This window comes from Couchioplanes caeruleus (assembly GCF_003751945.1).
GTDB lineage: Bacteria > Actinomycetota > Actinomycetes > Mycobacteriales > Micromonosporaceae > Actinoplanes > Actinoplanes caeruleus.
The window spans coordinates 4542263-4568041 of record NZ_RJKL01000001.1; the positions used below are offsets into that span (position 1 = coordinate 4542263).

The 25779-nt window shown below is 71.1% G+C and carries 11 protein-coding genes and 2 tRNA genes; 8 read left to right on the top strand and 5 right to left on the bottom strand.

What is annotated here, in order from left to right:
- Positions 1 to 3: 3 nt before the first annotated feature.
- Complete coding sequence (locus tag EDD30_RS20340) at positions 4 to 726, bottom strand: IucA/IucC family C-terminal-domain containing protein (RefSeq protein ID WP_123678829.1); 723 nt, start codon at positions 724 to 726, stop codon at positions 4 to 6.
- 408 nt (positions 727 to 1134) lie between these two features.
- Here EDD30_RS20340 and EDD30_RS40735 point away from each other — a divergent pair, with 408 nt between their 5' ends.
- Positions 1135 to 2907: a peptide deformylase gene (locus tag EDD30_RS40735; RefSeq protein WP_244945328.1), complete on the top strand. Its 1773-nt coding sequence runs from the start codon at positions 1135 to 1137 to the stop codon at positions 2905 to 2907.
- On the opposite strand, the gene EDD30_RS20355 is transcribed toward EDD30_RS40735, so the two are convergent.
- Both EDD30_RS20355 and EDD30_RS20360 read right to left on the bottom strand, forming a co-directional pair.
- Complete coding sequence (locus tag EDD30_RS20355; RefSeq protein ID WP_071803116.1) at positions 2904 to 4016, bottom strand: globin domain-containing protein; 1113 nt, start codon at positions 4014 to 4016, stop codon at positions 2904 to 2906. The genes EDD30_RS40735 and EDD30_RS20355 overlap by 4 nt on opposite strands.
- A 306-nt stretch (positions 4017 to 4322) precedes the next feature.
- Complete coding sequence (locus EDD30_RS20360; protein ID WP_071803115.1) at positions 4323 to 5570, bottom strand: hypothetical protein; 1248 nt, start codon at positions 5568 to 5570, stop codon at positions 4323 to 4325.
- A gap of 481 nt (positions 5571 to 6051) precedes the next feature.
- Between EDD30_RS20360 and EDD30_RS20365 the strand changes: the two genes are divergently transcribed.
- Together EDD30_RS20365 and EDD30_RS20370 are read left to right on the top strand one after the other, a co-directional pair.
- Positions 6052 to 6142 (top strand) — tRNA-Ser (locus tag EDD30_RS20365).
- 36 nt (positions 6143 to 6178) lie between these two features.
- Positions 6179 to 6251, top strand: a tRNA-Arg gene (locus EDD30_RS20370).
- Here the strand turns inward: EDD30_RS20370 and EDD30_RS39230 are convergent.
- Together EDD30_RS39230 and EDD30_RS20375 are read right to left on the bottom strand one after the other, a co-directional pair.
- The gene (locus tag EDD30_RS39230; RefSeq protein WP_170047105.1) at positions 6217 to 6534 is read right to left on the bottom strand and encodes a hypothetical protein; all 318 of its coding nucleotides are present in this window, start codon (positions 6532 to 6534) and stop codon (positions 6217 to 6219) included. The genes EDD30_RS20370 and EDD30_RS39230 overlap by 35 nt on opposite strands.
- A gap of 63 nt (positions 6535 to 6597) precedes the next feature.
- Positions 6598 to 9705 (bottom strand): AfsR/SARP family transcriptional regulator, encoded by a 3108-nt coding sequence (locus EDD30_RS20375; RefSeq protein ID WP_071803114.1) that lies wholly within the window; start codon positions 9703 to 9705, stop codon positions 6598 to 6600.
- Positions 9706 to 9967: 262 nt separating this feature from the next.
- On the opposite strand from EDD30_RS20375, the gene EDD30_RS20380 reads away from it, so the two are divergent.
- Genes EDD30_RS20380 through EDD30_RS20400 form a run of 5 tightly spaced genes read left to right on the top strand, consistent with a single transcriptional unit; the run spans position 9968 to position 25762 of the window.
- Positions 9968 to 10693 (top strand): thioesterase II family protein, encoded by a 726-nt coding sequence (locus EDD30_RS20380; protein WP_071803124.1) that lies wholly within the window; start codon positions 9968 to 9970, stop codon positions 10691 to 10693.
- A gap of 40 nt (positions 10694 to 10733) precedes the next feature.
- On the top strand, positions 10734 to 12698 hold the full coding sequence (locus EDD30_RS20385; RefSeq protein WP_071803113.1) for a non-ribosomal peptide synthetase: 1965 nt from the start codon (positions 10734 to 10736) through the stop codon (positions 12696 to 12698).
- A complete protein-coding gene (locus EDD30_RS20390) occupies positions 12695 to 16015 on the top strand; it encodes a non-ribosomal peptide synthetase (protein ID WP_071803112.1) in 3321 nt (1106 codons plus the stop codon). The genes EDD30_RS20385 and EDD30_RS20390 overlap by 4 nt, the downstream gene beginning before the upstream one ends.
- A 4-nt stretch (positions 16016 to 16019) precedes the next feature.
- Entirely contained in the window at positions 16020 to 19067 is a 3048-nt protein-coding gene (locus EDD30_RS20395; protein ID WP_071803111.1) for a type I polyketide synthase, read from the top strand.
- The gene (locus EDD30_RS20400) at positions 19064 to 25762 is read left to right on the top strand and encodes a condensation domain-containing protein (RefSeq protein ID WP_071803110.1); all 6699 of its coding nucleotides are present in this window, start codon (positions 19064 to 19066) and stop codon (positions 25760 to 25762) included. Before EDD30_RS20395 ends, EDD30_RS20400 begins: the two co-directional genes overlap by 4 nt.
- The last annotated feature ends 17 nt before the right edge of the window (positions 25763 to 25779 follow it).

A 25779-nucleotide genomic window follows, 5' to 3' on the forward strand; every position in this document is an offset into this window, starting at 1 on the left:
GCCTCAGTGCTGCTGGATGCAGCAGCCCATGCAGATCTTCGGCTTGGGCAGGGTGAACGCCAGGCAGCAGGTCTTGCGCTGCACGTCCAGCCGTCCCGCGTGACCCGGGACCAGCTCGATGAGATCCTCGACGCCGAGGGCGCCCAGCAGGGTGGCGATGTTCCCGGCCGACGAACCCGGCAGCACGTCCGCGGCGCGCAGGACGGCGTACGCGACCCCGGAGGCCAGCGAGCCGAGCAGCGTGCGCGTGCCGAGCCGGACCTTGCCGTGGATGGCGTCGAGCAGGGGAGTCAGGTGCTCGTCGAGCAGTGAGCGGCGCAGCTCCTCGAGCAGGGCCGCCTCGGTCGGGACCACCCGGACCTCGGGCAGGCCGCTCAGGGCCAGCGGGTCCGACGGCAGCACCGCCACCGTGATGTCCGGGTGCAGGCCGAGCGTCACCAGCGGGCGGGGGTCGTCGAAGTGCATCAGCACGTCGGCGCCGGTCAGCAGCGGCACGCGCCGGGCCGAGGCCCAGCCCAGCACCGCCGGCAGCGCGAGCCAGTAGGTGTACGCCTTCCAGGCCAGGGCGGCGGCCGCATGCGGCTGAGCCTGCCAGCGCTGCCGGGAGGAATCGAGCAGGGTGTCCAGGGCGTGGCCGGTCAGCTCGGCGGCCGGCCGCCAGCCGGTCGGGTCGGCCACGAGCAGGTCGGGGGCCAGGCCCGGCAGCTCCGTGGACGTACCGAACATCGCCCGCAGGGTCGCGGTGACCGGGGCGAGGGGACGCTCGGCGAAGGCGGAGCGCCCGGCGAGCGTGCGGTCGAGAGCGGTGGTCACGGGCGGCCGCCAGTCCGGTGGGAGCAGAACGTCATCTGCCGGATCACCGCTGTCACCTCGCCCGTCGCCGCAGAGGGCCCTCACCTGTCAGGACGACCCACCGTACCTTATTAAGGCTAGCCTAACCATGCCTCCGGGCCGCCGGGAATCCGGGTCACAGACAGGTGTTCTTCGGACCAATACCCCGAGCAAGGGTGACCTAACGGAGCGTTGCGGCGTTGCCGCTTTCGTCAAGGCATCTGTCGGCAACGCGCTACTTGCCCCATGCGGACACCGGAAGACGTGGACACTGAAATTCCTGTCGCAAAGGGGACATCCGTGATGACCACCTCGCCTGTCGAGAGGGCCGCCGACCAGTTCGTGTCGGCGCTTGCGCAATGGCGGGTCGAACGCGGGATGACAAAGAAGCAGCTCGCCGCCCGGATGGGCTTCGACCCCTCCTACGTCAGCCATGTCGAGGGACGCCGGCACAAACCCACCGAAGACTTCGCCCGGCGCGCGGAAGCGGTCCTGGCCGCGGGGGGCGCGATCTGGCAGCGATTCCAGGAGTACGACGAACTGCGTCACGCCCGCGGCGCGGCGCTGCACCGCGACCCTCCCGTGCCGGTCCAGTGGATGCCGCCCGGCACCGGGCTCATCGTCGAACAAGAAGTTGCCGAGCTCACGTACATCCAGGGGGCGTACCGCTGCCGGATCCGACGCGCGCTCTACAACGCCGGCGTCGAGCCGGTCACGCGGTATCTGGTCAAGATCGCGGTGGACCGCTACCCGCACGACCCGGCCGGCTCCAACCGGCATCACCGGCAGCACCCGCTCAGCTTCGAGGAGATGGACCTGAGCGCCGTCGCCGGCGAGGGCGGGGCGGCCGAACCGATGCACTGGAGACTCAAGCTCGACCGGGACGCGGCGAAGGAGGTCTGGCTGCTGTTCGCGAACGATCACGGCCAGTTCCCTCTCTATCCGGGAGAACGGACGACGATCGAGTACGCCTACACGGTCGGCGAGGAGAAATGGGGCCAGTGGTTCCAGCGGGCCGTGCGTCTGCCCACCCGCAATCTCACCGTACGGCTGGACTTCCCGGTCGAGTTCGAGCCGCAGGTGTGGGGTGTGGAGACGTCCCTGGCCGCTGAGGTACCCGTGCGGACGCCGCTTGAACGTCACAACGACGCCGAGCGTGCCGTCTTCGAATGGTCGACCGACGCGCCACTGCTCAACGCGCGCTACCGCCTGGAGTGGCGGTTCCGTGGGGAGTCCGCACCGGGGGTGGGAGACGCCGCCGCGCTCTCCGTCGTGGCGCCGCCGTCGTCCGCCCTGTCCTCCCAGGACGGGGCGCGCGTGTGGTCCTCCCACGACGGTGTGCACGGGCCGGCGTACTGGGAGGGGATGACGGTCTCGGCCGGGCGGGGTGCCGTTGCGGCAACCGCAGACGGCCCGGGGCAGAGCGTGGGGGAACACGGGCCGGTGCGGATGCCGGCGGCGCGTGGTCCCGTGCGGAACCACGCTGACGGACAGCCCCTGGCCGACCAGAACGGCCACGAGCTGAGAGCGAGCCAGCGTATGCGCGGACTAGGCATCGTGCAGCGCGGCGCGGACCTCCTGCGCCAGCGTGCCCGGCATTTCCAGTTGCCGCGCGAGGAGGCGGACGCCCGCGAGGCCGTCGACGCTCTGCGCGCCACCTTGGACCGCCTCGAGACCGTGCACGACTTCAGCAAGGGGGTCGGGCTGGCCGCACCGCAGATCGGCATGCCGGTCGCCGCCGCCGTGGTACGCCCGCCCGAGCGCGGCGCCGAACCCGTGATCCTGCTGAACCCCCGCGTCGTCGACGAGTCCGGCGATGCCGACGAGCAGTACGAGGGCTGCCTGTCCTTCTTCGACTACCGCGGGTTGGTCATCCGGCCGCTGCGGGTCGACGTGGAACACGCCCGGTACGACGGGACGAGGGTGATCACCTCCTTCGAGCGGGCGATGGCCCGCCTGGTCAGCCACGAGATCGACCATCTGGAGGGCCGGCTGTACGTGGACCGGATGGCGACGGACGCCACGCTGGTGCCGGTGGAGGAGTACGGCCAGAGCGGCCGCCCGTGGATCTATTAGGCGTCGGAGAAGCTGTCGTACTTGATGCGGATGGAGGGAACCTGCAGCTCGGCCAGGGTCTTGAGGGTCGCCTTGACCATCGGGCCCGAGCCGGAGACGAAGAAATCGTGCTCTTTCCAGGGGCCGTAGCGGCCGACGACGTCGGAGATGTTGCCTTGCTCGCCGGGGAAGGTGGGGTCGTCGCTGCACGCCGTGACCACCGAGAGCCAGGGATAGCGCGCGGCCAGGCGGTTGAGTTCGGCCAGGTCGTACAGGTCGTCACGGTTGCGGGCGCCGAAGAACACGTGCACCCAGCGGGTGCGGTTGTACCGGGTCAGCTCCTCGAGCAGGGACTTGATCGGGGCCAGTCCGGTGCCGCCCGCGACGAACACGGCGTCCCGGGTCGAGCGCCGGTCCAGATTCATGGAGCCCATCGGCGCGGCGAGCCGGACCATGTCGCCGACCTCCAGGCGGCGGACCAGCGCACTGGAGACCCAGCCGGCGCCGATCGCGCGTACGTGGAACTCCAGGGTGTTGTCGCGCCGAGGCGCGTTGGCCGGTGAATAGGTGCGCCACAGCCGAGGCTGGAAGCGCGGACACTCCAGGCTGAGGTACTGGCCCGCGCGAAACTCCAGCGGCTGCAACGGCATCACGGTGAAGACGGCGATGTCGTTGCCGCGGCGCTCGTGGGCGATGACCTCGGCGTACCAGTACGGCGGATTGGTGTCGGCCTCGGCGCCGGCCAACATCTTGGAGGCGATGACCGCGTACGCGTCGGCCCATGCCTGGTCGTACTCGATGCCCCACTGCTCCCCGGCGAAATGCCGCATGGCCTCGATCAAAGCCCCCCCGACGACCTCGTAGTGCTCCGGTTCCACGTGGAACTTCCGGTGATCACGGCCCAAGCCGCGCAGGTAGTCGTCGAACCGCTCCGGATCCTCGAGCGTCTGCACCGCCGTGACGATGGCCCCGAGCAGGCGCGCACGCTGAACGTCCATGTGCACGGGGAACAGATCCCGCAGATCCGGGTGCGACAGGAAGATGCGCGCGTAGAAATAGCCGGCGACCTTGTCCTGATGCTCCTCGACGAGGCTCCAGCTCTCCTTGAGCAAACGTGCGAGGTCTCCCATGCCCTTAGGGTGCGGAGCCCGGAAGGTAACGCATCGCACCCTAAGTGCGACTTAGACCGCACAATTGCCGACAGTCGGCGCGTCGCTTGCCCGGAAAGGTGTGGATGTGCCTTGACTCGAGGCCACCCGTACGGATTAGGCCGTCCGTCGATTGCTTTCCGCGGCTCTGTGGCCAACCGGCCTATGGCGGTGGCGCGCGGGGAGTGGGCTTCGGTCGGTGGCGCTCGGGCTAGTGGGCTTGGTCGGTGGCGCGCGGGGAGTGGGCTCCGTCGGTGGCGCTCGACCAGCGGGCTTCGTCGGTGGCGCTCAGGCTAGTGGGCTTGGTCGGTCGCGCGCGGTCCGGTAGTAGAGGATGGCCCGAGTGCCGCTGGTGGCGGCTCCCGCACGGCTGGCCAGCACCGCGGCAAGGAGGCTGGTGCCGGGGAAGAGCCGGTCCACGGCCCGCAACGCCGCCCAGCCGCCCGCCTGAGCGGCGACCATGCGACCCAGCCGCCAGGCCGCATCCAGGGCGGGACCCTCGTAGCTGTGCTCCTGGGCCGCCGCCAGTGCCGCCTCGGCATCCTCCCGCTCCGGGTGCACGTGCGCGATCAGCAACAGGTCCACGGCACGCGCCGGATCCGCCGGGTCGATCCCGTACGCGGCGGCCACGTGCAGGGTCAGCTCGGCGTGGGTCAACGCCGCGGAACCGAGCAGGGCAAGCGGGGCGTACGAACCGGCGACCGCGGCGAGGACGCTGCTCACGCTGCCGAAGCGGGTGAATCGGGCGACCGCGAGGCGGGCGATCGCGTCGGGAGTCGCGGAGGGGTAGGCGGTGCGGATGCGCTCGGCCCACGCCGCGGCACGCGGGCCGATGGTCTGCACGGCGGCGAGGGCGAGCAGCTCGGGTGAGTGGCCCGGGTCGGCCAGGAGCCGCGCCCACGCCTCGGTCCGTTGTTCCGCGGGGGCGTCCCGGATATCGGTCGCCGGCCTGACGGACGCGGTGTCCGTCGATTCCTTCGCCCGGGGCGGGAAGGTCGATGCCACGGGGGCGACAGCCCCCGGCTGCCCCGGGGCCGTAGCCGGGGGCTCGGCAGCCGGGGTTGTCCCCCCGGCCAGATCGCGGGAGGTAGCGCGCACGTCCGCCGTGGCCTGCTGCTCTGCGGCGGCTTGGCCGGTAACCGCGGCCCGACCACTCGCTGAGGCCTGCCGGATTGCCGTCTCCCGGCCGCTTGTCGCCGCCCGCTCTTCGGGCGAGGGGGTGGGCTCGTCCGGGACGGTGGTCATGTCCGGCTCGACGACGGCCGGTGCGATCTCCGAAGCCGCCGCCTTGACGGCCTTCTTGAGCGGCGCCGTCTTCTTGGCGGCGGCGCGCTTGACCGGTGCGGCCTTCTTGGCGGGACTCGCCTCGCGGGGCCCCCCGCTCGTGGCGCTTCCTTGCGTGCCGCTCGTGGCGCTTCCTTGCGGGTCGGCCACCGCGGGCGGGGCACTCTCCTGGGCGACCGCTTTCCGGGATGCGGTCTCCCTGGCGGCGGCGACCTTCTTGGCGGGCGCCTTCTTGCCGGGCACGTTCTTCATAGGGGTGGCCTTCGTCACGGTCGGCTCGGCCGAGGCGGGAGCCGCCTTCTTCGCGGGTCCCTTCTTGGCCGGGGCGCGTTTGCGGGCGGACGGGACTTGCTCGCCGGCGGGGCGGGACCGGGGCGGGGTGGGGCCGTGGGGGCTGGGGGGCGCGTCTGCTTCTGGGGGTCGTGTGCCCGTACCCGAAGATTCGTCCGCAGCCGGCGGCCGAAAAGTCACCGAGGGCGGCGACTGGCGGGGTTTGTGGGCAGGCGGCGAGGAGGACTCGGCCCGTTCAGGCGTGCTGAACGCGGGCCGAGGCGTCCGCGCGCGGCGCGGGGGCGGCTGGTTCTCCTCCATGCCGTCGCAGCCTATCCTGGCCGCGGCGGTTTCACCGATGGAAAGACTCAGCGGCCCGGACGCGGCGCGCGGAGGGGACCTCTTTGCCGGAGCCTCGGACCGTCCGGTATCCTCGACCGGTCGGTGGCCTGAAGGCTGCCGGGGAGACTTCGCCTAGTCTGGTCTATGGCGCCGCACTGCTAATGCGGTTGGGGGCTTATACCCCCTCCCGGGTTCGAATCCCGGAGTCTCCGCGTGTCGAGCCGGTGTGTATGCTGGCGAAGCACCGAGCGCCCGTAGCTCAATGGATAGAGCATCTGACTACGGATCAGAAGGTTAGGGGTTCGAGTCCCTTCGGGCGCACAACAACAAAATGGCCGTGACCAGCGGAAACGCTGATCGCGGCCATTTTTGTGTCCCATGCTCCAGACTGATCTTCCCACCATGTGGGTTGCGTCGCTCGGCGGTTGCTCGCGTGTCGAAAGGCTGTCTGCGGCACCGGCTCGGCTTTGCCCATCGTGGCGGCCATGACGATCGAGTAGTCGTCATCGGGTGCCGTTCCATCGAATGAGGGATCGGAGTCGAAGGCCTGTCCGTACATGCCGTGGGATGGTCGGTCCGGCAGCGAGTCGGCGATGGAGTCCACGCTGGATTGGCTTCTCAGAAAAGGCCTCGGACCAAGCGTCCCGGCGCAGGTGTCGCGAAGCGGTTACCGCGCGGCGGTACTAGGCCTAGACCAGGCCGCCGGCACGGATAGCTCGGTGTACTTCTCCTTCGCCCGACGGAGCCGTTCGTCGGCCGCAGCGGTGTTGCCGAGCGAGTGGAGGGCATGTGCCGCACCTTCCAGTGCCCTCGCGGCCTCATAGGGGTCACCGACCTCGTCCGACATTTCCAGCGCCAGCCGGTGGTGATTTAGGGCGGACTCGCCGTCGCCCATCAGCCGCTGCGCCGCGCCGGCCTCATTGTGGATCTCGCACTCAAGTCCGAGGTCGCCGGAGTGCCGGCAGAGGGCGAACGCCTGCTCCTGGCACTCCAGCGCCGCACGGTGGTCGCCGAGTTCGGCCAGGACGATACCGATAAGACTCAGCGAGTGCGCCTCGATGCGCTGGTCACTGCAGTCGCGGGCGTACCTTGTCGCGCGCCGGAGGTGGTCGAGCGCCTCCTTGTGCCGTTGCTGCCGTACGCGGATGGAACCGAGCAGGTTCAGCCCCCAGGCCGAACCACGGTGGTACCCGGTCTCCAAGGACAGGGCCAGCGCCCGCTTGGCGTGATCGACGGCCTTGTCGTCGTCTGCGAGCCGCGCATACACGATCCCGGCGACGTTCAGCGCGTCGGCCTGCCACCTCTTGCTGCCGCGCTCGGTGTAGATCGTCAGCGAACGGCTGGCGTTGTCGAGCGCCGCCGGATAGTCACCGAGCCGCCAAAAAGTCAGGCCGAGGATCATCCTCGCCCGCGCCTCAGTGTGCAGATCCTTCACCTGCCCACTGATTCGCAGCGCCTTGCGTTCGCGGGCGAGTGCCTCTCGCGGGCGGCCCATCCGGATCAGCACCATGCCGATGGTGATCAACACTTCGGCCTCGCCGCTGAGGTCCCCCGCCCGGCGCAGGGTCTCCAGCGCCTCGTCGAGATGGCCCAGCGTAGCGTCGTTGTCGCCGACCGCCCAGTAGGCCATTCCTAGGCTCTGCAGGGACTCGGCCAAGGTGAGCGGATCGTCCAGCCGGCGGCTCGCCTCCACCGCGAGCTTCTCGATCGCCATCCAGTCGTCGACCTCGCCGCGCATGTAGAACACCGTGCGTAGGGCCCGGGCTATGTTTGACGTGTGCTGGTGCAGCGACCGGCGCGCTGCATAGCGGACTCCGGCCAGCAGATTGCGGCGTTCCTCAGTCAGCCAGTCCATCGCCTGCTCCGGAGTGGTGAAGCGAGGCGCGTACTGGTGGGGTAGATACCCGGGATGTGCCACCGGATGGCTCCGCCCAGACCTGGTCCGGGCGCGCGCCTCGCCACCCACGTGGACCCAGTAGTCGAGCAGCCGTCCGATAGCGTCCCGCTGGCTCGGCGCCGACTCCTCGCTCTCGGCCAGCTGGCGGGCGTGCTGACGGATCAGGTCGTGCATCCGGTACCGCTGCCCGTTGTCCTGCCAGAGCAGGTGCATGTCGACCAGCGCCTGGAGGAGGCGGTCCGCCTCGCGCAGCGGCCGGTCGATCAGCGCCGCTGCGGCGGCTGCCGTGAGGTCCGGCCCCGGATGCACGCCTAGCAGCCGGAACATCCGCTTCTGGTCGCCGCTGAGATGGGCATAGGACACCTGCAGAGCGGCCGTGACGCTGCGCGGGCCGCTCTCCAGCTCAGTCAGCCGGTGCTGGAAGTCCCGCAGCCGGTCGGCCAGATGGGAGACCGCCCAGGTGGGACGGGCCTGCAGCCGGGCGGCGGCGACCCGGATCGCCAGGGGCAGCCGGTCGCAGAGCTCAACCACCTCCTGGACCGCCTCAGGCTCGCGGACCGGCCGCTGGTCGCCGGAGGCGCGGCTGAACAGCGCCACCGCATCGGCAAGGGGAAGGACTGCGAGCGAGACCGAGCGGAGGTCGTCCAGGCCGGTCATCTGCCGCCGACCGGTGATCAGGACGAAGCATCCCGGATTGGCCGGCAGCAGGGGGGCGACCTGCCGCTCGTCGGCGGCGTTGTCCAACAGGAGAAGCATCCGGCGCCCACGCAGCATGCTGCGGAACAGCGCGGACCGGTCCTCCAACTCATTCGGGATCTGCTGGCTCGTCAGGCCGAGAGCCCGCAGCAGGCGGTCGAGCGCGTCGCTCGGATCGACTGGTCGGGTGTCTGGCGTGTACCCGTGCAGGTCGAGGAAGAACTGGCCGTCGGGGAACCAGGGGAGCATCTGGTGTGCCGCGTGCACGGCGAGGGTCGTCTTCCCGACTCCCGCCATGCCGTCGATCGCGCACACGACGCTCTGCGCCGGCTGGTCCGTCTCGTCGCGCGTCCAAGCGCCGACGATGTAACCGAGTTCGGGCAGGCGCCCGGTGAACGACGCAAGGTCCGGGGGAAGATGGCTCGGCACCAAATGCTGCGGCCCGCGCGCCGGTGGATCGTCCCGTGCGGGCCGCGCCTGCAGCAGCGCCGGATCGTCTCGCAGGATCCGCTGGTGCAGCTGCTGGACATCCGGGCCGGGGCTGATGCCGAGTTCACGGTCCAGGGTTTCGTACAGGTCATGGTAGGCGGCAAGCGACTCGGCGCGGCGTCCGGACCGGTACAAGGCAAGCATCATCTGGTGCCACAGGCGCTCCCGCAGCGGCTGGTCCGCCAGAAGTCCACGAATGATTCGGAGCACCTCGGTGTGCTGACCGAGGCGCAGGAGAGCGTCGATCCACTCCTCCGTGGCGGTCCAGCGGTCCTCGGTCAGGCGACCGCTTTCCGGGAAGAGCGCGTCGGTGCCGTCGAGACCTTCGGCGAACGGGCCGCGCCACAGCTCGACCGCCTCCTGCAGCAGCTTTCCGGCGGTGGCGAGGTCGCCCCGGCCGTCCGCCTCGCGACCGCGGGCGACCAGGTCGGTGAAGCGGAACAGGTCCAGCTCGGATTTGTCGGCCACGATGCGGTACTCGCTGCGGCGGCCCTCGATGCGGTCGGCGCCGGTGGACGTGGCCGGCAGTGTCTGGCGCAGCCCCCAGACGTACGTCTTCAGGTTGGCCATGGCCGAGCGCGGCGGAGTCGCGGACCACAGGATCTCGGCGAGGCGCCGGCTGCTCACCCAATCGTTGGCGTGTGTCAGCAGCGCAAGCAGCAACATCCGCTGCTTGCGGCCGGCGATCGTCACCACTGAGCCCGTTGGTCCCCTGACCTCGAGGGGTCCCAGGACGCGAAAGAGCAGCATGTATCCTCCGGTGCTCGCCATACCCCCGCCGTGATGTATGGATCTACGTACCACTATGGAGACCTACCGTTGGCACCATCCTAGCCATGGCCAGGATTCGATATGACCGCGCGAACGGCGGTGCCTCGAAGTGACATCGTCGGGACTCCGGGCGGCGGCTCACGTGGGGAGCGAGGCGCCGGGTTCGTTGTGGCTGGCCGCTCCGATGCGCGCCGCAAACGTCCGGGCACGCCTGATCGCGGTGCCGTCCGCGGGTGGCACGCCGTCGATGTACCGTTCGCTCGCCGACCGCCTCGCGCCAGACGTCGAGGTCTGGGCCGTCCAGCTTCCAGGGCGCGAGCGTAGGTTCGGCGAACCTGTACCGGAGTCGCTCGCCGAGATTGTGCCGGCGCTGGCTACCGCCATCGGCGACACGATCGAGCCGCCGTTCGCGATCCTCGGGCACAGCATGGGGGCGTTGATCGCGTACGAGGTGGCCCGGCGGCTGTGCGACTTGGGCGAACCGCCGCCGCAGCGGCTGCTGGTCTCCGCGTTCCCGGCCCCACACCTTCCACTCTGGAGTGCGCAGGCGCCCCGGCATACGCTTCCGGACGAGGAGCTGCTGCGGTGGCTGGCCGCTGCCGGCGGGATGCCGGCCGAGGCACTGGCCGACCGGGAGCTGATGGCGCTCCTGCTTCCGTCGATCCGAGGCGACCTGCGGGCCTGTGAGTCGTACGCCTATCGGCCGGCGCCGCCACTGCCGATGCCGGTGACCGCGTTCGCCGGATCGGACGACGCCCTGGTGCCGGTCGAGCACGTGGCCGCGTGGGACCGACACACCGACGGCGACTTCGACCTGAACGTCCTGCCCGGCGGCCACTTCTACCTGCACACAGCGGAGCATGCCCTCGCCAGCCGGGTCCGTGACGTGCTCGCGCCCGGGATTCCTTGACCTTCAAGCACACCGCCCACGAGATGAGGGGGTACGTACAGTGTCCACAACGCGGGATCAACTTCTGCTGTCCGGTGCCGAACACGAGCGGATGGTGCTGGCCTGGAACGACACCGCCGTCGCGTACCCGCGGGACGGCTCGCTCGCCGCCCTGTTCGAGGAGCAGGCCGACCGTTCGCCGGACGCACCGGCGCTGCGGTTCGGTGACGACACGCTCAGCTACCGGGAACTCGACGAGCGGGCCAACCAGCTGTCCCACGCCCTGGCCCAGCTCGGTGTGGGCGCCGAGGCCCGGGTCGGTCTCTGCCTCGGCTACGGGGCGGACTGGGTGGTCGGGGCGCTGGCGGCGGTGAAGCTCGCCGCAGCGTACGTGCCGCTCGACCCCGACTACCCGGTCGACCGGCTGGCCTACATGGCCGAGGACTCCGGCGTACAGGTGGTGCTGGTGCGCTCGACGACGGCCGAGCGGCTCGCCGGAACCGCAGTGCGCCTGGTTGACCTCGACGAGGTGGCCCCGGCCATCACCGCCGCGCCGCTCGGCAGTCCCGCCCACTCGGCACATCCGGACCACCTCGCCTACATCATGTACACGTCCGGGTCGACCGGCCGGCCCAAGGGCGTGGCGGTGACGCACCGCAACGTGATCCGGCTGGTTCGCGGCGTGGATTATGTGGACTTCCGCCCGGGTGACTCGGTGGCCCAGTGCTCCAACATCTCCTTCGACGCGGCGACCTTCGAGGTCTGGGGTGCGCTGCTCAACGGCGCCCAGCTGGTCGGCATCTCGAGGGATGGCATCCTGGACCCCGCCCGCCTGGGAGAACGGATCCGCGGCGAGGGCATCGACATCTTGTTCCTCACCACCTCGCTCGGCATGCAGGTGGCCAGGGACCGTCCGGCGGCGCTCGACGGTCTGCGGTGCTTCGTTTTCGGCGGCGAGCAGGCCGACCCGCACGCCCTGCGTGCGCTGCTCGCGCACGGCGCCCCGCAGCGGACGGTCAACGGGTACGGCCCGACCGAGACCACGACGTTCGCAGCCGCGCACGAATGCCACGGCCTCGGTCCCGGCGACACCGTCGTGCCGATCGGGCGGCCCCTGAGCAACACGACGATGTACGTACTCGATGAGTCCCTCGAGCCGGTGCCCGCTGGTGTGGAGGGCGAGCTGCACATCGGCGGCGACGGGGTCGCTCGCGGGTACGTGAACCGCCCCGGGCTGACCGCGGACCGGTTCGTCCCCGACCACCTCGGCGGCGTCCCGGGACGCCGGCTGTACCGGACCGGCGACCGGGCCCGCCATCGGCCCGACGGCACGGTGGAGGTACTCGGCCGCTTCGACCGGCAGCTCAAGGTCCGGGGCTTCCGCATCGAGCCCGGCGAGATCGAGGACTGCCTGCTCCGGACCGGGCTGGTGCGCCACGCAACCGTCCAGCCCTGGCACGACACTGCCGGCGACACGCACCTCGTCGGCTATGTCGTCCCGGCGGAGCCGGAGGTGACCACCGAGGTGGTGCGCGCCCGCCTGAGCGACGAGCTGCCGGACTACCTGGTTCCCCACCTGCTCGTCTCGCTGCCTGCACTGCCGCTGACCGCCAACGGCAAGCTCGACATGCGGGCGCTGCCCGACCCCACGGGCCAGTTCCGGGATCGGGCGGACGTGAGCGCGCCCGGCACGCCGAGTGAGCGGATGATCGCAGACGTCTGGCGGGAGGTGCTCGGCGGGACCGAGGTCGGCCGGCAGGACAGCTTCTTCGAGCTGGGCGGCCACTCGCTGAAGGCCACCCAGGTGGTCATCCGGGTGTCCGCCGCGGTCGGCGCGCAGGTGCCGCTGCGGCTGCTCTTCGACCATCAGACGCTCGCCGCTTTTGCCGCCGCCGTGGACGGTCTCGCCGCCGAGCCGGACCGGGCCGCGGCCGCCGGACCGGCCCGCCCCGCGAACAACGCCCGAGGCAGTGTCGCCGACCTCCTCGCCGCCTTCGAGCAGCCGAACCGGGGGGCGGCGGCGTGAGCACCGAACAGGACCGGCTGCGCGCGCTCGCGGCCGAGCAGGGCGCGGCGCTAGGGGCGCTACTGGCCGAGCGTGGCGCCGACTACGACATCCACCCACTGTCGTACGCGCAACGCCGCCTCTGGGTCCTCACCGAGCTGCATCCGAGGACGGCCGCCTACAACGTGCCGTACGCGTTCCGCGTCGTCGGCCCGCTGGACGTCTCCGCCCTGGAACGCGCCCTGCAGGGCCTGACCCGCCGGCACGAGTCGCTGCGTACGGTCTACTTCGCCACCGACGGCGAACCCTGGCAAGCGGTGCTCCCGGAACTGGCGCCGGCGTTCCGGATCGACGACCACCCCGAGGTGGTCGGCGCCGACGAAAGGCAGTCGTTCGCCGCCGACCGTGCGGCCGAGGAGGCGGTCCTCCCGTTCGACCTGTACACCGGGCCGCTGCTGCGGATGCGTGTGATTCGGTTCGACCCGGACGACGCGGTGCTGCTGTTCACCATGCACCACATCGTCTGTGACGGGTGGAGCATGCAGGTGTTCTTCGGCGACCTGGAGAGCGGCTACCGCGCCGAGCTCGGCACCGGCCCCGCGGTCTCGGACCTGCCCGCCACCCGGTATGTGGACTTCGCGCGCTGGCAGCGCGACTGGCTTACCAGCGAGGTGTCCGACGAGCTGGCCAGCTACTGGACCGAGCAGCTCGCCGGCGCCCCGTCGGTGATCGAGCTGCCGGCCGACCGGCCGCGTCCGGCACTGCCGCAGATGCGTGGCGGTATCAAGCGGTTCACCTGGCCGGCCGGCTTGGCGGACCGGATCACCGACTTCGCGCAACGCGAGCAGACCACGCCCTTCGCTGTGCTGCTGGCCGGCTTCGCCGTGCTGCTGCACCGCTACACCGGCCAGGACGACATCGTCGTCGGCGCGCCGGTGGCCAACCGCACCCGGATGGCGACGGAAGACGTCGTCGGGTTCTTCGTCAACATGCTGCCGATGCGGTGCCGGATCATGCCGGCCACGACCTTCCGGCAGCTGGTCCGCCAGGTCGCGGAGACCGTCCTCACCGCGCAGGTCCACCAGGAGCTGCCATTCGAGATCTTGGTCGACCGGCTGCGCCGCAACTCGGACGCCGCGCACCACCCCCTCTTCCAGGTGGTCTGCGCGCTGCACGACGAGCAACTGGAGCAGTTGCGGCTGCCGGGTCTGTCGGTGCAATGGATACCGAGCCACAGTGAGACGGCGAAATTCGACCTGTCGCTGTCATTCAGCCGCGGGCCGCACTCGCTGCGGGGCTGGCTGGAATACGACAGCGCCCTGTTCGACGAGGAGAGCATGGCCGCCGCGCTCGGCCACCTGCAACGCCTGCTCGAGGCGACGACGGCCGATCCGGACTCGCCGGTCGCCACCGTCCCGCTGCTCTCCGCCGAGGAGGAGCGGCAACTGCTGTACGGGTGCAACGACACCGCCCTGGCCGTGCCCGACGACCGGCTTGCGTACGAGCTGATCGAGGAGCGGGCCGACCTTCAGCCCGACGCGATCGCGGTGTCGTGCGGGGCCACCCGGCTGACGTACCGGCAACTGGACGAGGCGGCCAATCGGCTGGCGCATCACCTGAGCGCCCGCGGCCTGGGCCCGGAAAGGATCGTCGGTATCCTGCTGGACCGGTCGGTCGATCTCGCAGTCTGCACGCTGGCGATCTGGAAGTCCGGTGCCGCGTACCTTCCGCTGGACCCGGCCAATCCGCAGGACCGCCTGCAGTTCATCGTCAAGGACGCCCGCGTCGAGCTCGTGCTGACCCGTACCGACCTAGCCGACCGGCTCCCGGATGGCGTGACCACGCTCTGCCTGGACACGACGCCAGGTCTGGACGCCGGCCCGTCCGGGCGGCCGCCTCGCACCACCGGCCCCGCGAACCTGGCCTACGTCATCTACACCTCGGGCTCCACCGGCCGTCCGAAGGGCGTGATGATCCCGCACCGGGGGCTGCGGAACCTGGTCAACGCGATCAGCGCAGTGCTCGCGCCCACCCGAGGCGACCGGATCCTGCAGTTCGCCTCGTTCGCCTTCGACGCCTCCGTCTACGACCTCACGCTCTGCCTCACCTCCGGCGCGGAGCTGGTGTTCGCGCCCCGGGAACAGCTGCAGCCCGGCCCCGACCTGGTGGAGACGCTACGCCGGAACGCGATCACCATGGTGCTGTTGCCGCCCACCGCGGCCGCGCTCATGGATCCGACCGACGTGCCCGGGGTGCGCACCCTGGTGCTGGGCGGCGAGGCATGCCCGCCGGAGCTCGTGGGCTCATGGTCGGCCGGGCGGGCGCTATTCAATGCGTACGGGCCGACCGAGGCGAGTGTCATCACCACGATGACCCGCCTGTTCCGCACCGAACACCGCATCTCGATCGGATGCCCGCTGCCCAACTACGACGTGTACGTCCTCGACGAATGGATGCAGCCCACCCCGGTCGGCGTGCCGGGTGAGCTGTACATCGGGGGCATCGGCCTGGCCCGCGGCTACCTGCAACGGCCCGGACTGACCGCGGAGCGATTCGTGCCCGATCCGTTCAGTGGGAAGCCCGGAGCGCGCCTCTACCGGACCGGGGACATCGTCCGGTACCGGGCGGACGCTCAGCTGGAGTTCGTGCGCCGTGCCGACGGCCAGGTCAAGATCCGTGGCCTCCGGATCGAGCTCGGAGAGATCCAGGTGGTGCTTTCCCAACTGGCCGGCGTGCGTACCAGCCTGGTGGCCACCCGCGAATGTGGCCCCGCCGATGTAAGGCTGGTGGCCTATCTGGTGCCGGAGCAGGGCGCCGCGTCCGACCCGGTGACGCTGCGCCGCGCGCTGCGAGAGGTCCTGCCGGAGTACATGATCCCGGCGCACTTCGTCGTGGTCGACGGGATCCCGCAGACACCGAACGGAAAGGTCGACTACGCGGCGCTGGCCCGCATCGACCTCGCCGTGCCGGAAGAGACCGCGACCACGCCGCCGGACACCGACCTCGAGCGCGGCATCGCCGAGATCTGGCAGGAGGTGCTCGGCGTTCGCCGCGTCGGTCGGCACGACAACTTCTTCGACCTGGGCGGCAACTCGCTGCTCATCACCAAGGTCCGGGCCCGGCTGGAACAGCGGCTCCGCACCCGCCTCACCACGCTGACGCTCTTCCGCCACCCGACGGTGCACGACCTCGCGGCGAACCTCTCCGCGGTCGGCCCGACGGACGGCGCGGTCACCGGGGGCACGGCCGGCGCAGACCGGTCGGCGTTGCGGGCCGAGGGCAGGCGCGCGCTGGCAGAGCGGTCGCGCCGCCGACGGACAGGAACAGACGGAGAGTGAACAGATGAGCGACTGGAGCGGACTGGAGATAGCGGTCATCGGCATGGCCGGTCGCTTCGCGGGTGCCGAGAGCATCGACGACTACTGGCGGCTGATCCGCACCGGCACAGACTCGATCCGGAGGTTCTCCACCGAGGAGCTGACCGCGGCCGGCGTCGACGAGACTGAGCGACGGCGGCCGGATCACGTGCCGGTGGGAGGCGCCATGGACGGCGCCGAACTCTTCGACGCGAGCTTCTTCGGCTACACGCCCCGAGACGCCGCCGTGCTCGACCCACAACAACGGGTGTTCCTGGAGTGCGCATGGCACGCCTTGGAGGACGCCGGCTACGGCGGAGAGCCCGATGACGCCCTGGTCGGGGTCTACGCCGGGGCAAGCCTGAGTACCTACCTGCTGCGACATCTGCTCGCCGACGAGCAGCTTACCGCCGAGCTCAGCGAGCACGAGCTGGTCCTGAGCAACGACAAGGACACCCTCGCTACCCGCGTCGCGTATCACATGGACCTGCGTGGCCCGGCGGTGACCGTGCAGACCGGCTGCTCGACGTCGCTGGTCGCCATCCACCTGGCGGCACAGGCGCTGGTTAGCCGCGACTGCGACATCGCCCTCGCCGGTGGTGTCTCGATCCGGCTGCCGCAGACCGGCGGCTACCGGTACCAGGAGGGCGGAATCCTCTCTCCGGACGGCCACTGCCGGGCCTTCGACGCCGAGGCGCAGGGCACGGTCGGCGGCAACGGCGTCGGCGTCGTGGTGCTCAAGCCGCTCGCTGACGCGCTCCGAGACGGCGACACGGTGCACGCCGTCATTCGGGGCAGTGCGATCAACAACGACGGCCGCGGCCGGATCGGCTTCACCGCGCCGGGGATCGACGGCCAGGCCGCCGTGGTGCGCGCCGCACACGAGGTGGCTGACGTCGACCCGGCCACCATCGGGTATGTCGAGGCGCACGGCACCGGCACCCCGCTCGGCGATCCCATCGAGGTCGCCGCGCTGAGCCAGGCCTTCCGCGCGGGCGCGCCGGACGGGACCGGATGGTGCGCGCTCGGCTCGGTCAAGACCGTCATCGGTCACCTGGATGCGGCGGCGGGCGTGGCCGGCTTCGTGAAGGCCGTGCTCGCCGTCCGGGAGGGACTGCTGCCGCCCAGCCCGTACTTCACCGCGCCGAACCCGGAGCTGGACCTCGGCTCCACGCCGTTCCACGTTCCCACCGAGCCGCGGCCGTGGCGACAGAACGATCACCCGCGGCGCGCCGGCGTCAGCTCGTTCAGCATGGGGGGAACCAACGCCCATGTGGTGCTCGAACAACCGCCCGCTCCGGTGCCCGCCGAGCCCACCCGGCCGCACGAGGTGCTGCTCCTGTCGGCCCAGACCGAGGCGGCGCTGGCCGAGGCGGCGGACCGGCTGAGCCGCCACCTCGGCGCGCAGCCTGACATTGCGCTGGGCGACGTCGCGTACACGCTGATGGCGGGCCGTCGCCCGTTCCCGTACCGAATGGCCGTGGTGGCCGCCGACCCGGCGGAGGCGGCTCAGCGGCTGCGTGCCGGCGCGCCGGCAGCCGCCGGCGTGGCGCAAACCGACGGGCGCGACGTGGTGTTCCTCTTCCCCGGCCAGGGCTCGCAGTACCCCGGGATGGCGACCGGCCTCTACGACCACGAGCCGGCGTTCCGGCGCCATCTCGACGAGTGCGCGGAGCTCCTGCGCCCGCACCTCGACGCCGACCTCCGCGACGTGCTGCGCGACCGGGACACCGGCGCCGGCGATCGGCTGGCACAGACCTGCTGGACCCAGCCCGCGCTGTTCGCCGTCGAGTACGCGCTGGCCCGGCTCTGGCTGGGGTGGGGCATCACGCCGCGGGCGATGCTGGGGCACAGCGTCGGCGAATACGTGGCCGCCTGCCTCGCCTCCACCATGGACCTGCCCGAGGCGTTGCGGCTGGTGACGGCGCGGGGCCGACTGATGCAAAGGATGCCCGCCGGCGCCATGCTTTCGGTCGCCCTCTCCGCCGAAGAAGCCGCCGCGCTCGCCGACGCCCTCGGCGGGGAACTTGCCCTGTCGGTGAGCAACGGTCCGGACCTCAGCGTCCTCTCCGGTCCGGTGGCCGACATCGAACGAGCCGAGGCGGAGCTAACCCGGATGGGCCTGGCACACCGGCGGCTGCACACCTCACACGCGTTCCACTCGCCCATGATGGATCCGATCCTCGACGAGTTCGCCGACCTGGTGTCGACGGTACGGCTGCGACCTCCGCGGATTCCCTTTGTCTCCAACGTCACCGGCGCGCCGATCACCGCCGACCAGGCGACCGAACCCCGGTACTGGGCCCGCCAGCTGCGGCAGCCGGTACAGTTCAGCGAAGGCGTACGCGCCCTGCTCGGCACGCCGGAGCAGGTCCTGCTGGAGGTCGGGCCGGGCGCCACCCTGACCGGTCTGGCACGCCGGCACGATCTGGGCGCCAGCGGGCATACAGCGGTGAATTCGTTGCCGCGGGTCACCGAGCAGCGCGCCGACACCGCCGCGCTGGCCGCCGCGGCCGGCCGGCTGTGGACGTCCGGTGTCACCCTCAACGCCGACGCCCTCGCCCCCGGGCGCCGCCGGATCTCGCTGCCCGGCTATCCGTTCGCCCGGCAACGGCACTGGGTCGACCTGCCCTCGGCGCCGCCCGTCGCGACCGCGGCCGACGTTGCGCCCGTGGCCGCACCCGCCACGGCCGATGCCCAGGAGACGCTGGTCCGGATCACCGAGATCTGGCAGCGGCTGCTCGGCATCCCCGGCGTCGGACCGCACGACGACTTCTTCGAGCTCGGCGGCCACTCGCTGCTGGTCACCCAGATCGTGGCCCGGATCCATGACGAGTTGGGCGTCCAGCTCGCCCCGGCGGCCGTCTTCGAGATGCCAACCATCGCCCTGCTCGCCGCCGAGGTGGACCGGATACAGGCCGCCGCCGCGGTGGACCTGAGCGAGCTGCTGGCCGAGCTGGAGATGGTTGCCCCCGACGAACTTCAGGCCGAGCTGGACCTGCTCCGCGGCAGTGAGGAGTCCCGTCCGTCATGACCGCAAGCCTCGGCGAACAGCTCGCCCAACTCACCCCGGCACAGCGGACCTCCCTGCTGCGTCGGCTGCGTCAGCGAGAACCCCAGCCCGCCGGCGACCGGACGTTTCCGCTGTCCCACGCCCAGGAACGGCTCTGGTTCCTCGATCAGCTCGACCCGGGCAACCCGGCGTACAACATCCCGTTCGCGCTGCGCATCACCGGATCCCTCGACCGGGAGGCGCTGAAGCGGGCAATCCGGGACGTAGTCAGGCGGCACGCGGCGCTGCGGACCGCCTTCCCGGTGACCGAGGGCCGGCCTGGCCAGGTGGTGCGCGCGGTACTCGAGATGCCGGTGCCGGTCACCGACCTCGGCCATCTGCCTTCGCCGGAGCGGGCCGCGGAATCCTCCCGGCTGGCCGCCGAGCACGCCCGGCAGCGATTCGCGCTCGCCGACGGGCCGCTGCTGAGTGTCCGGCTACTCGTGCTCGGCGCCGACCACCTGCTGCTCGTCGCGGTTCACCACATCGTCTTTGACGGCTGGTCCACCTCGGTCTTTGTCGACGAGCTGGCTGCGCACTACAAGGCAGCGGTCACCGGCGTCCCGGCACAGGTGCCAGCCCTCCCTGTGCAGTTCACCGAGTGGGCAGCAGAGGAACGCGACCTGCTCGACGGGCCGGCGATGGCCGGGCATCTGGCGCACTGGAAACGCCGGCTGACCGGGGCGCCGCTGCTCTCCACCCTCCCGACCGACCGGCCGCGGCAGGCGGTGCGGCGAAACAGGGGCGCCCAGCGGCCGTTCCGGCTCGACGCGGAGCTGACCGGCCGGGTCGAGACGTTCGCCCGGCAGGCCGGAGTGACCCTCAACGCCGCGGCGCTCGCCGCCTTCGCCGCCGTGCTTCGCCAGGCCACCGGGCAGGATGAGCTGCTGATCGGCACGCCGGTCGGCGGACGCATGCGGGCCGGCCTCGAGCCGCTGATCGGCTGCTTCGCCAATACCCTGGTCCTGCGCCTGGACCTCTCCGGCGACCCGGCTCTGCGAGTAGTCGCCGAACGGGCGCATCGCGCGATCGCCGACGCGTACGCCCACCAGGACGCCCCGTACACCCGGGTGGTCGAGGAGGTCGCGCCGCCGCGGGATCCCGCCGTCAACCCGCTGTTCCAGACCATGTTCAGCGTTGCCGGCATCTCGGAGGAGCCGCGTCAGGCAGGCCCGGTGACGTTCACGCTGGAGAACGTCGACAACGGGCTGACCGACTTCGACCTGTTCTTCACGCTCACCCGCCGGGACGGTGCGCTGGAGGGTCTCGCCTCGTACGATGCCGACCTCTATCTGCCTGGCACGGTCGATGGCCTGGTCGACTGCCTACGGTCCGCCCTGGACGAGTTCGCCACCCATCCGGACCGGCCGCTCAGCCGGGTCGGGAGCCTGCGCCGACGCCGAGTGAGCATCGCCGCTTCGTTTACCGCGGACCCGGTACGGGAGCCGGCCGACTTCTGGCTGCGCTTCCTCCGGATGCCCGTCGACCTGCGGATCGCGCCGTACGGCCAGGTCGTTCCCCACCTGCTCGCCAGCGGCGACGACGACGCCACGGTCTGCCTGTTGCGATGGGAGGACTGGCTCCGGCACCACGACAAGATGCCGACTGCCGAGGCGGCCACCGTGCTCGACCGGGCGGCGACCGACCTCGCGGCGGGTCTCCGGACGTACCGGGACCGGTCGGATGCGCCGCTCATCGTCGGCGTATGCCCGCCGTCCGAGGCGTACGAGCGGCATCCGTGGACTGCGTTGTTCGCCCAACTCGACGACCGGCTGAGCCGCCTGTGCCGCGAGCTCGGCGTCACGGCGATGCTGCCGGACAGATGGACCCAGCGTTATCCGGCCGGTCAGGTGCACGACGCACAGGCCGACGCGCTCGGTCACGTGCCGTACTCGACGTCGTTCTTCGCGGTGCTCGGCACCCAGGTGGTCCGCCGCCTGGCCGGCCGATGGACGGCGCCGGTGCACACCGTCGTGCTCGACCCGGCCGGTCCGGGCGACGGCTCCGACCCGGAGGTTGCGGCGGTGGTCCGACGATTCATCCTTCAGCAGGAGCGGTACGGCCGCCGTGTCATGGTGGGCGACCCCGCCAAGCTGACGGAAATCGAACCCGCTGGCTGCGTAGTGCTCTCCACCGACCCGCGCGCTTGCGCCACGACACTCGCCCGGTTCCCAGGCGCGGTGGCGCTGACGGTGCCCGTGCCGAGCCGGCGCCTGGCCCGCTACCTGGACCACGTCTGGCTCCTGGACCCGCCGGCCGAACCGGGCCCGACGGCGGCCAGGCCGGATTCGGCGCGGGTCGCGTACCTGGCCACCCAGCTCACCGATGCGGAGGTCATCGCCGAGCGGTCCCGGCCGGCCGAACCGGCCGGACCGGCCACCGACGGTCCCCTGGTCGCGCCCCGGACCCGTACCGAGGAGCGGCTGGCCGGGCTGTGGCGCGAGCTGCTGCCGGACCACGAGATCGGGGCGCACAGCGACTTCTTCGCGCTGGGTGGGCACTCGCTGCTGGCCACGCGGCTGCTGTCCCGGGTCCATGCCGAGTTCGGCACGGCTGTTCCTCTGCACGCTTTCTTCGCCGGACCGACCGTCGAACGGCTCGCCGCGATTCTCGCCGAGCAGGGCCACAGCGACGATCCGATCCCGGTCGTGCCGCGCAACGGCGATCTGGTGCCGTCATCGACGCAGCAGCGGCTGTGGACCGCGGCCCAGATCGGTGATGACCCCGGTCGGCACAACATCACCTTCGCGGCGGCGCTGTCCGGGCCGCTGGACCTGGCGGCGCTGCGGACTGCCGTGGCCCGCCTGGTCGAGCGGCACGAGATCCTTCGTACCACCTTCCGGGACGTGGACGGGGTGCCGTATCTGGAAGTGCACGACCACCTGGACTGCTGGCTGCCCGAGGTGGACCTCACCGGCGTGCCGGCGGCCGAGCGGGCCAACTCCGCCCGGGAACTACTGCTGCGGCATGCCGACCACCACTTCGACCTGGCCCGGGGCCCCCTGCTGCGGGTCCAGGCGTTGATCCTCGAGCCGGACGAATACCACCTGCTGGTGACGATCCACCACATCGTCTCGGACAACTGGTCGTGGGACATCTTCCTGCGGGAGCTTGCCGCGCTGTACGAGGAGCTGACCGGGGCGAGCCCGGCCGGGCTGCCGCCCCTGCCGGTGCAGTTCGCCGACTTCGCGGCCTGGCAACGGGCCTGGCTCGGCAACGCCGCGGCGGAGCCGCACGTCGCCTACTGGCGGTCCCGGCTCGCCGACGCTCCGCCGCTGCTCGCGCTGCCGACCGACCGGCCGCGCCCGGCCGTGCGCTCGGATCACGCGGGCCGGGCAGGGCACGCCTTCGCCCCGGGCCTCGGCCCGGCCCTGCGAGATCTCGCGAGCGGCGAGTCGGCCACCCTGTTCAGCACGCTGCTCGCGGGTTTCGCCGGGCTGCTCCAGCGCTACAGCGACCAGGACGACATGGTGCTCGGCTCGCCGATCGCGGCCCGGCACCGGCCCGAGCTGGAGGGCCTGATCGGCTACTTCGCCGACATCCTGCCGCTGCGGCTACAGCTGACCGGCGAGCCGACGTTCCGGGAGCTGATCCGCCGGGTGCACGCGACGGTGGTGGACGCGTACGCCCATCAGGAGCTGCCGTTCGCCTCGATCGTGGAGGCCGTCCAGCCGCCGCGCGACCCGGCGTACCACCCGGTCTTCCAGTGCCTGTTCAACTTCGTCGACCTGCCGGAGAGCGTGCCGGTCCTGGCCGGGCGCCCGCTGCGGTCCTTGGACGTGCCGTCCGCCGGCACCGACTTTGACCTGTTCCTGACCTTGTACTGGCAGGGTGGCGACCTGCACATGACGCTCGACTACCGCACCGACCTGTACGACCCGGAGACGGCGCGACGACTCCTGGCCGCCTTGGAGGCGCTGGTCACCACGGGCCTGGCCGAGCCGGACCAACCGCTGTCCGAACTCGACCTTGGGTCGTCCTTCGTCGTGCCGGATCACCGGCCGGCGCAGGCGCGGACCGACGTGTCGCAGGGACCGCCGGTACCGGTCGCGGTCGCCGCCTCGTTCACCGCCGACCCGCTGCAGGGGGCGCTCCAGCACTGCCTCGGAGAGCTGGACATGCCGGTCGAGGTGCGCTTTGGTCCGTATGCCCAGGTCTTCCAGCAGCTGCTGGACTCCGACGGAGTCCTCGGCGCGACGAACGATGGCCTCGACGTGGTGCTGCTGCGCTGGGAGGACTGGCTGCGCTTCCAGGAGGCTCTGCCGCAGGCGGCCGCCGTGTCGGTGCTGGAACGGGCGCTATACGACCTGGTTGCCGCCGTGGAGGTGTTCCGGGCCCGCTCTGCGGCGCCACTGCTGATCGGCGTCTGCCCGGCCTCCGAGAGGTACCGGCGGCCGCCGTGGTCCGGGCTGCTCACCGGGCTGACCGACCGGCTGGACCGGCTCACCGCCCGGCATCCCGGCAGCCGCGTCTTGCGCCTGGACGAGCTCGCTGAGCGGTATGGCGTGACCGACGTGGGCGATCCCCGCGCGGACGAGCTGGGGCACATCCCGTACACCCCGGAGTTCTTTGCCGCGCTGGGGACCGTCATCGCCCGGGAGGTGTGCCGGTGGCACGGGCCGGCCCTGCGCACGATTGTCGTGGAGGCGGGTGCTGAGGCGGCCGTCGGCTGGCTGCGGCGATTCCTGCACCGGCAGCGCCGCTATGGCCGGGACATCGTGTTCGATCCGGACGGCGTGGAGTCTTCCGGCCTGGCATCAACCGCGGTACTCGCGATCGACGGCCGGACCGCCGACGAGGCGCGCCAGCGCTGGCCGGAGGCGTATGTTCTGACGCTGCCAGACGATACGGGGAGCGGCTTCGCCGACCACAACTGGATCTTCGATCCGCCCGCGGACGAACTGGAGCGCGGCGAGTGTCGGCTGTCGCTGGCGATGGTGGCCGGGGTCAGCGCTGAACTGGCCGACGCGCGGGTGACCCTGCGGTCGGCCGGTGCCCCCAAGGTCGCCGGCACCCGGTATGTGGCGCCGCGCACCGAAGCGGAACGGATCCTGGCCGAGGTCTGGGCGCAGCTGCTGCACGCCGACCGGGTCGGCGTCGAAGACGGCTTCTTCGATCTCGGCGGCGACTCCATGGTCGCGATCCAGGTGGTCTCCCAGGCCAACCGGCATGGCATCGCGATCGCGCCGCGTCAGCTGATGGCGAATCCCACCATCGCCGCGCTCGCCTCCGGCGCACCGGGCACGGAGAACGCCGAGTACCAGCCGGCGGAGCAGGGCCCGGTCGTCGGCGCGGTGCCGCTGACTCCGCCCCAGCGCTGGTTCCTCGACGAGATCGCCCCGACGCTGACGCACCCGGGTCATTTCAACCACCCGTACTACCTGTCCCTGCGAGAACCGGTCGAGCCGGAGCACCTGCGGGCGGCGCTTATCCAGCTGGCGGGCCACCACGACGCACTGCGCGCGCGGTTCGCCCGAGACGGCGACAGCTGGCGGCAGGAGTTCGGCGCCGTCGGCACCGTGCCGTTCACCAGCCACGACCTGACCGGACCGGCCGGGCCGGACCGGGACGCCCAGCTGGTCGCGATCGCCGCACGGGAACAGGCCGGACTGAATCTCACCGACGGCCCAGCGGTGCGGGCGGTGCACTTCCGGCTCGGCCCGGACGAGCCGGACAGGCTGCTCCTCGTCAACCACCACCTTGTGGTGGACGCCATGTCCCGTGGTGTCCTGCTCGACGACCTTCAGACGATCTGCCGGCAACTGGCGGCCGGCCGGCCGGCCCGGCTGCCCGCCAAGACGACCTCGTACCGGGACTGGGCGCGACGTCTGGACGAGTACGCGCAGTCCGGACGGCTGCGTGACGAACTGCCGTTCTGGGTGGAACAGAGCGGGGCCGGCACCGGAATCCCGGTTGATCATCCCGGCGGACAACCCACCTTCGGCAGCATCCGAACTCTCCAGGGAGCGCTGAGCAAGGCCGAGACAGACGCGTTGCGCCGCGTCGCCCGGGCGCGCGGCAGCAAGCTGAGCGACCTCATGGTTGCGGTCCTGGCGACCGTGCTCACCGACTGGACCGGCGGCCGGGAGTGCACGATGGCCGTCGCCGGCCACGGGCGGGCGGATCTGTTCGACGGGGTCGACCTCACCCGGACCGTCGGCTGGTTCCAGGTGTACTACCCCCTTCGGCTGAGCGTGCCGGGTACGGGCCTCGGCGACGCACGGCTCGCCGAGGTGGGCCGACAACTGGAGCGGGTGCCGGAGAACGGTATCGGGTATGGGCTGCTCCGCTACGGCCAGGCAGGCGCCGCCCCGAGCGACCGGCTGGCGGCCCTGCCCCCGCCCCAGGTGACCTTCAACTTCATGGGGGACTTCAGCTTCGCCGGCATGCCGGACGGGTCCGAGCTGTTCTCCGTCCCGGAGAGTGACTTCGGGTCGCCGCAGGACGACAACGGCAGGTGGCCCTACCTGATCGACGTCGTGCCGGCGCTGGTGAACCGGCGGCTGCGAATCGACCTCAACTTCAGTCTGGCCGTCCATCGTGGATCTACTGCTGAGTGGCTGCTCGGCGAGCTGCTCGATCGACTCCGGACGGTTCTTGGAACGGCCGACAACGAGACGGACCCGGTTCGGGGCGGACAGCCCGTTGCAATCGATCAAAAGGAGCAGGTCGTATGAAATGGCGTCAGCCATCC

What these genes read in the sequence shown, in the direction of transcription:
- EDD30_RS20360 (WP_071803115.1), bottom strand. Translation starts at nt 5,570, where the DNA reads ATGAAGAACGTGCCCGGCAAGAAGGCGCCCGCCAAGAAGGTCGCCGCC.
- EDD30_RS20355 (WP_071803116.1), bottom strand. Translation starts at nt 4,016, where the DNA reads ATGGGAGACCTCGCACGTTTGCTCAAGGAGAGCTGGAGCCTCGTCGAG.
- EDD30_RS20380 (WP_071803124.1), top strand. Translation starts at nt 9,968, where the DNA reads ATGCGCGCCGCAAACGTCCGGGCACGCCTGATCGCGGTGCCGTCCGCG.
- EDD30_RS20400 (WP_071803110.1), top strand. Translation starts at nt 19,064, where the DNA reads ATGACCGCAAGCCTCGGCGAACAGCTCGCCCAACTCACCCCGGCACAG.
- EDD30_RS20340 (WP_123678829.1), bottom strand. Translation starts at nt 726, where the DNA reads ATGTTCGGTACGTCCACGGAGCTGCCGGGCCTGGCCCCCGACCTGCTC.
- EDD30_RS40735 (WP_244945328.1), top strand. Translation starts at nt 1,135, where the DNA reads ATGACCACCTCGCCTGTCGAGAGGGCCGCCGACCAGTTCGTGTCGGCG.
- EDD30_RS20395 (WP_071803111.1), top strand. Translation starts at nt 16,020, where the DNA reads ATGAGCGACTGGAGCGGACTGGAGATAGCGGTCATCGGCATGGCCGGT.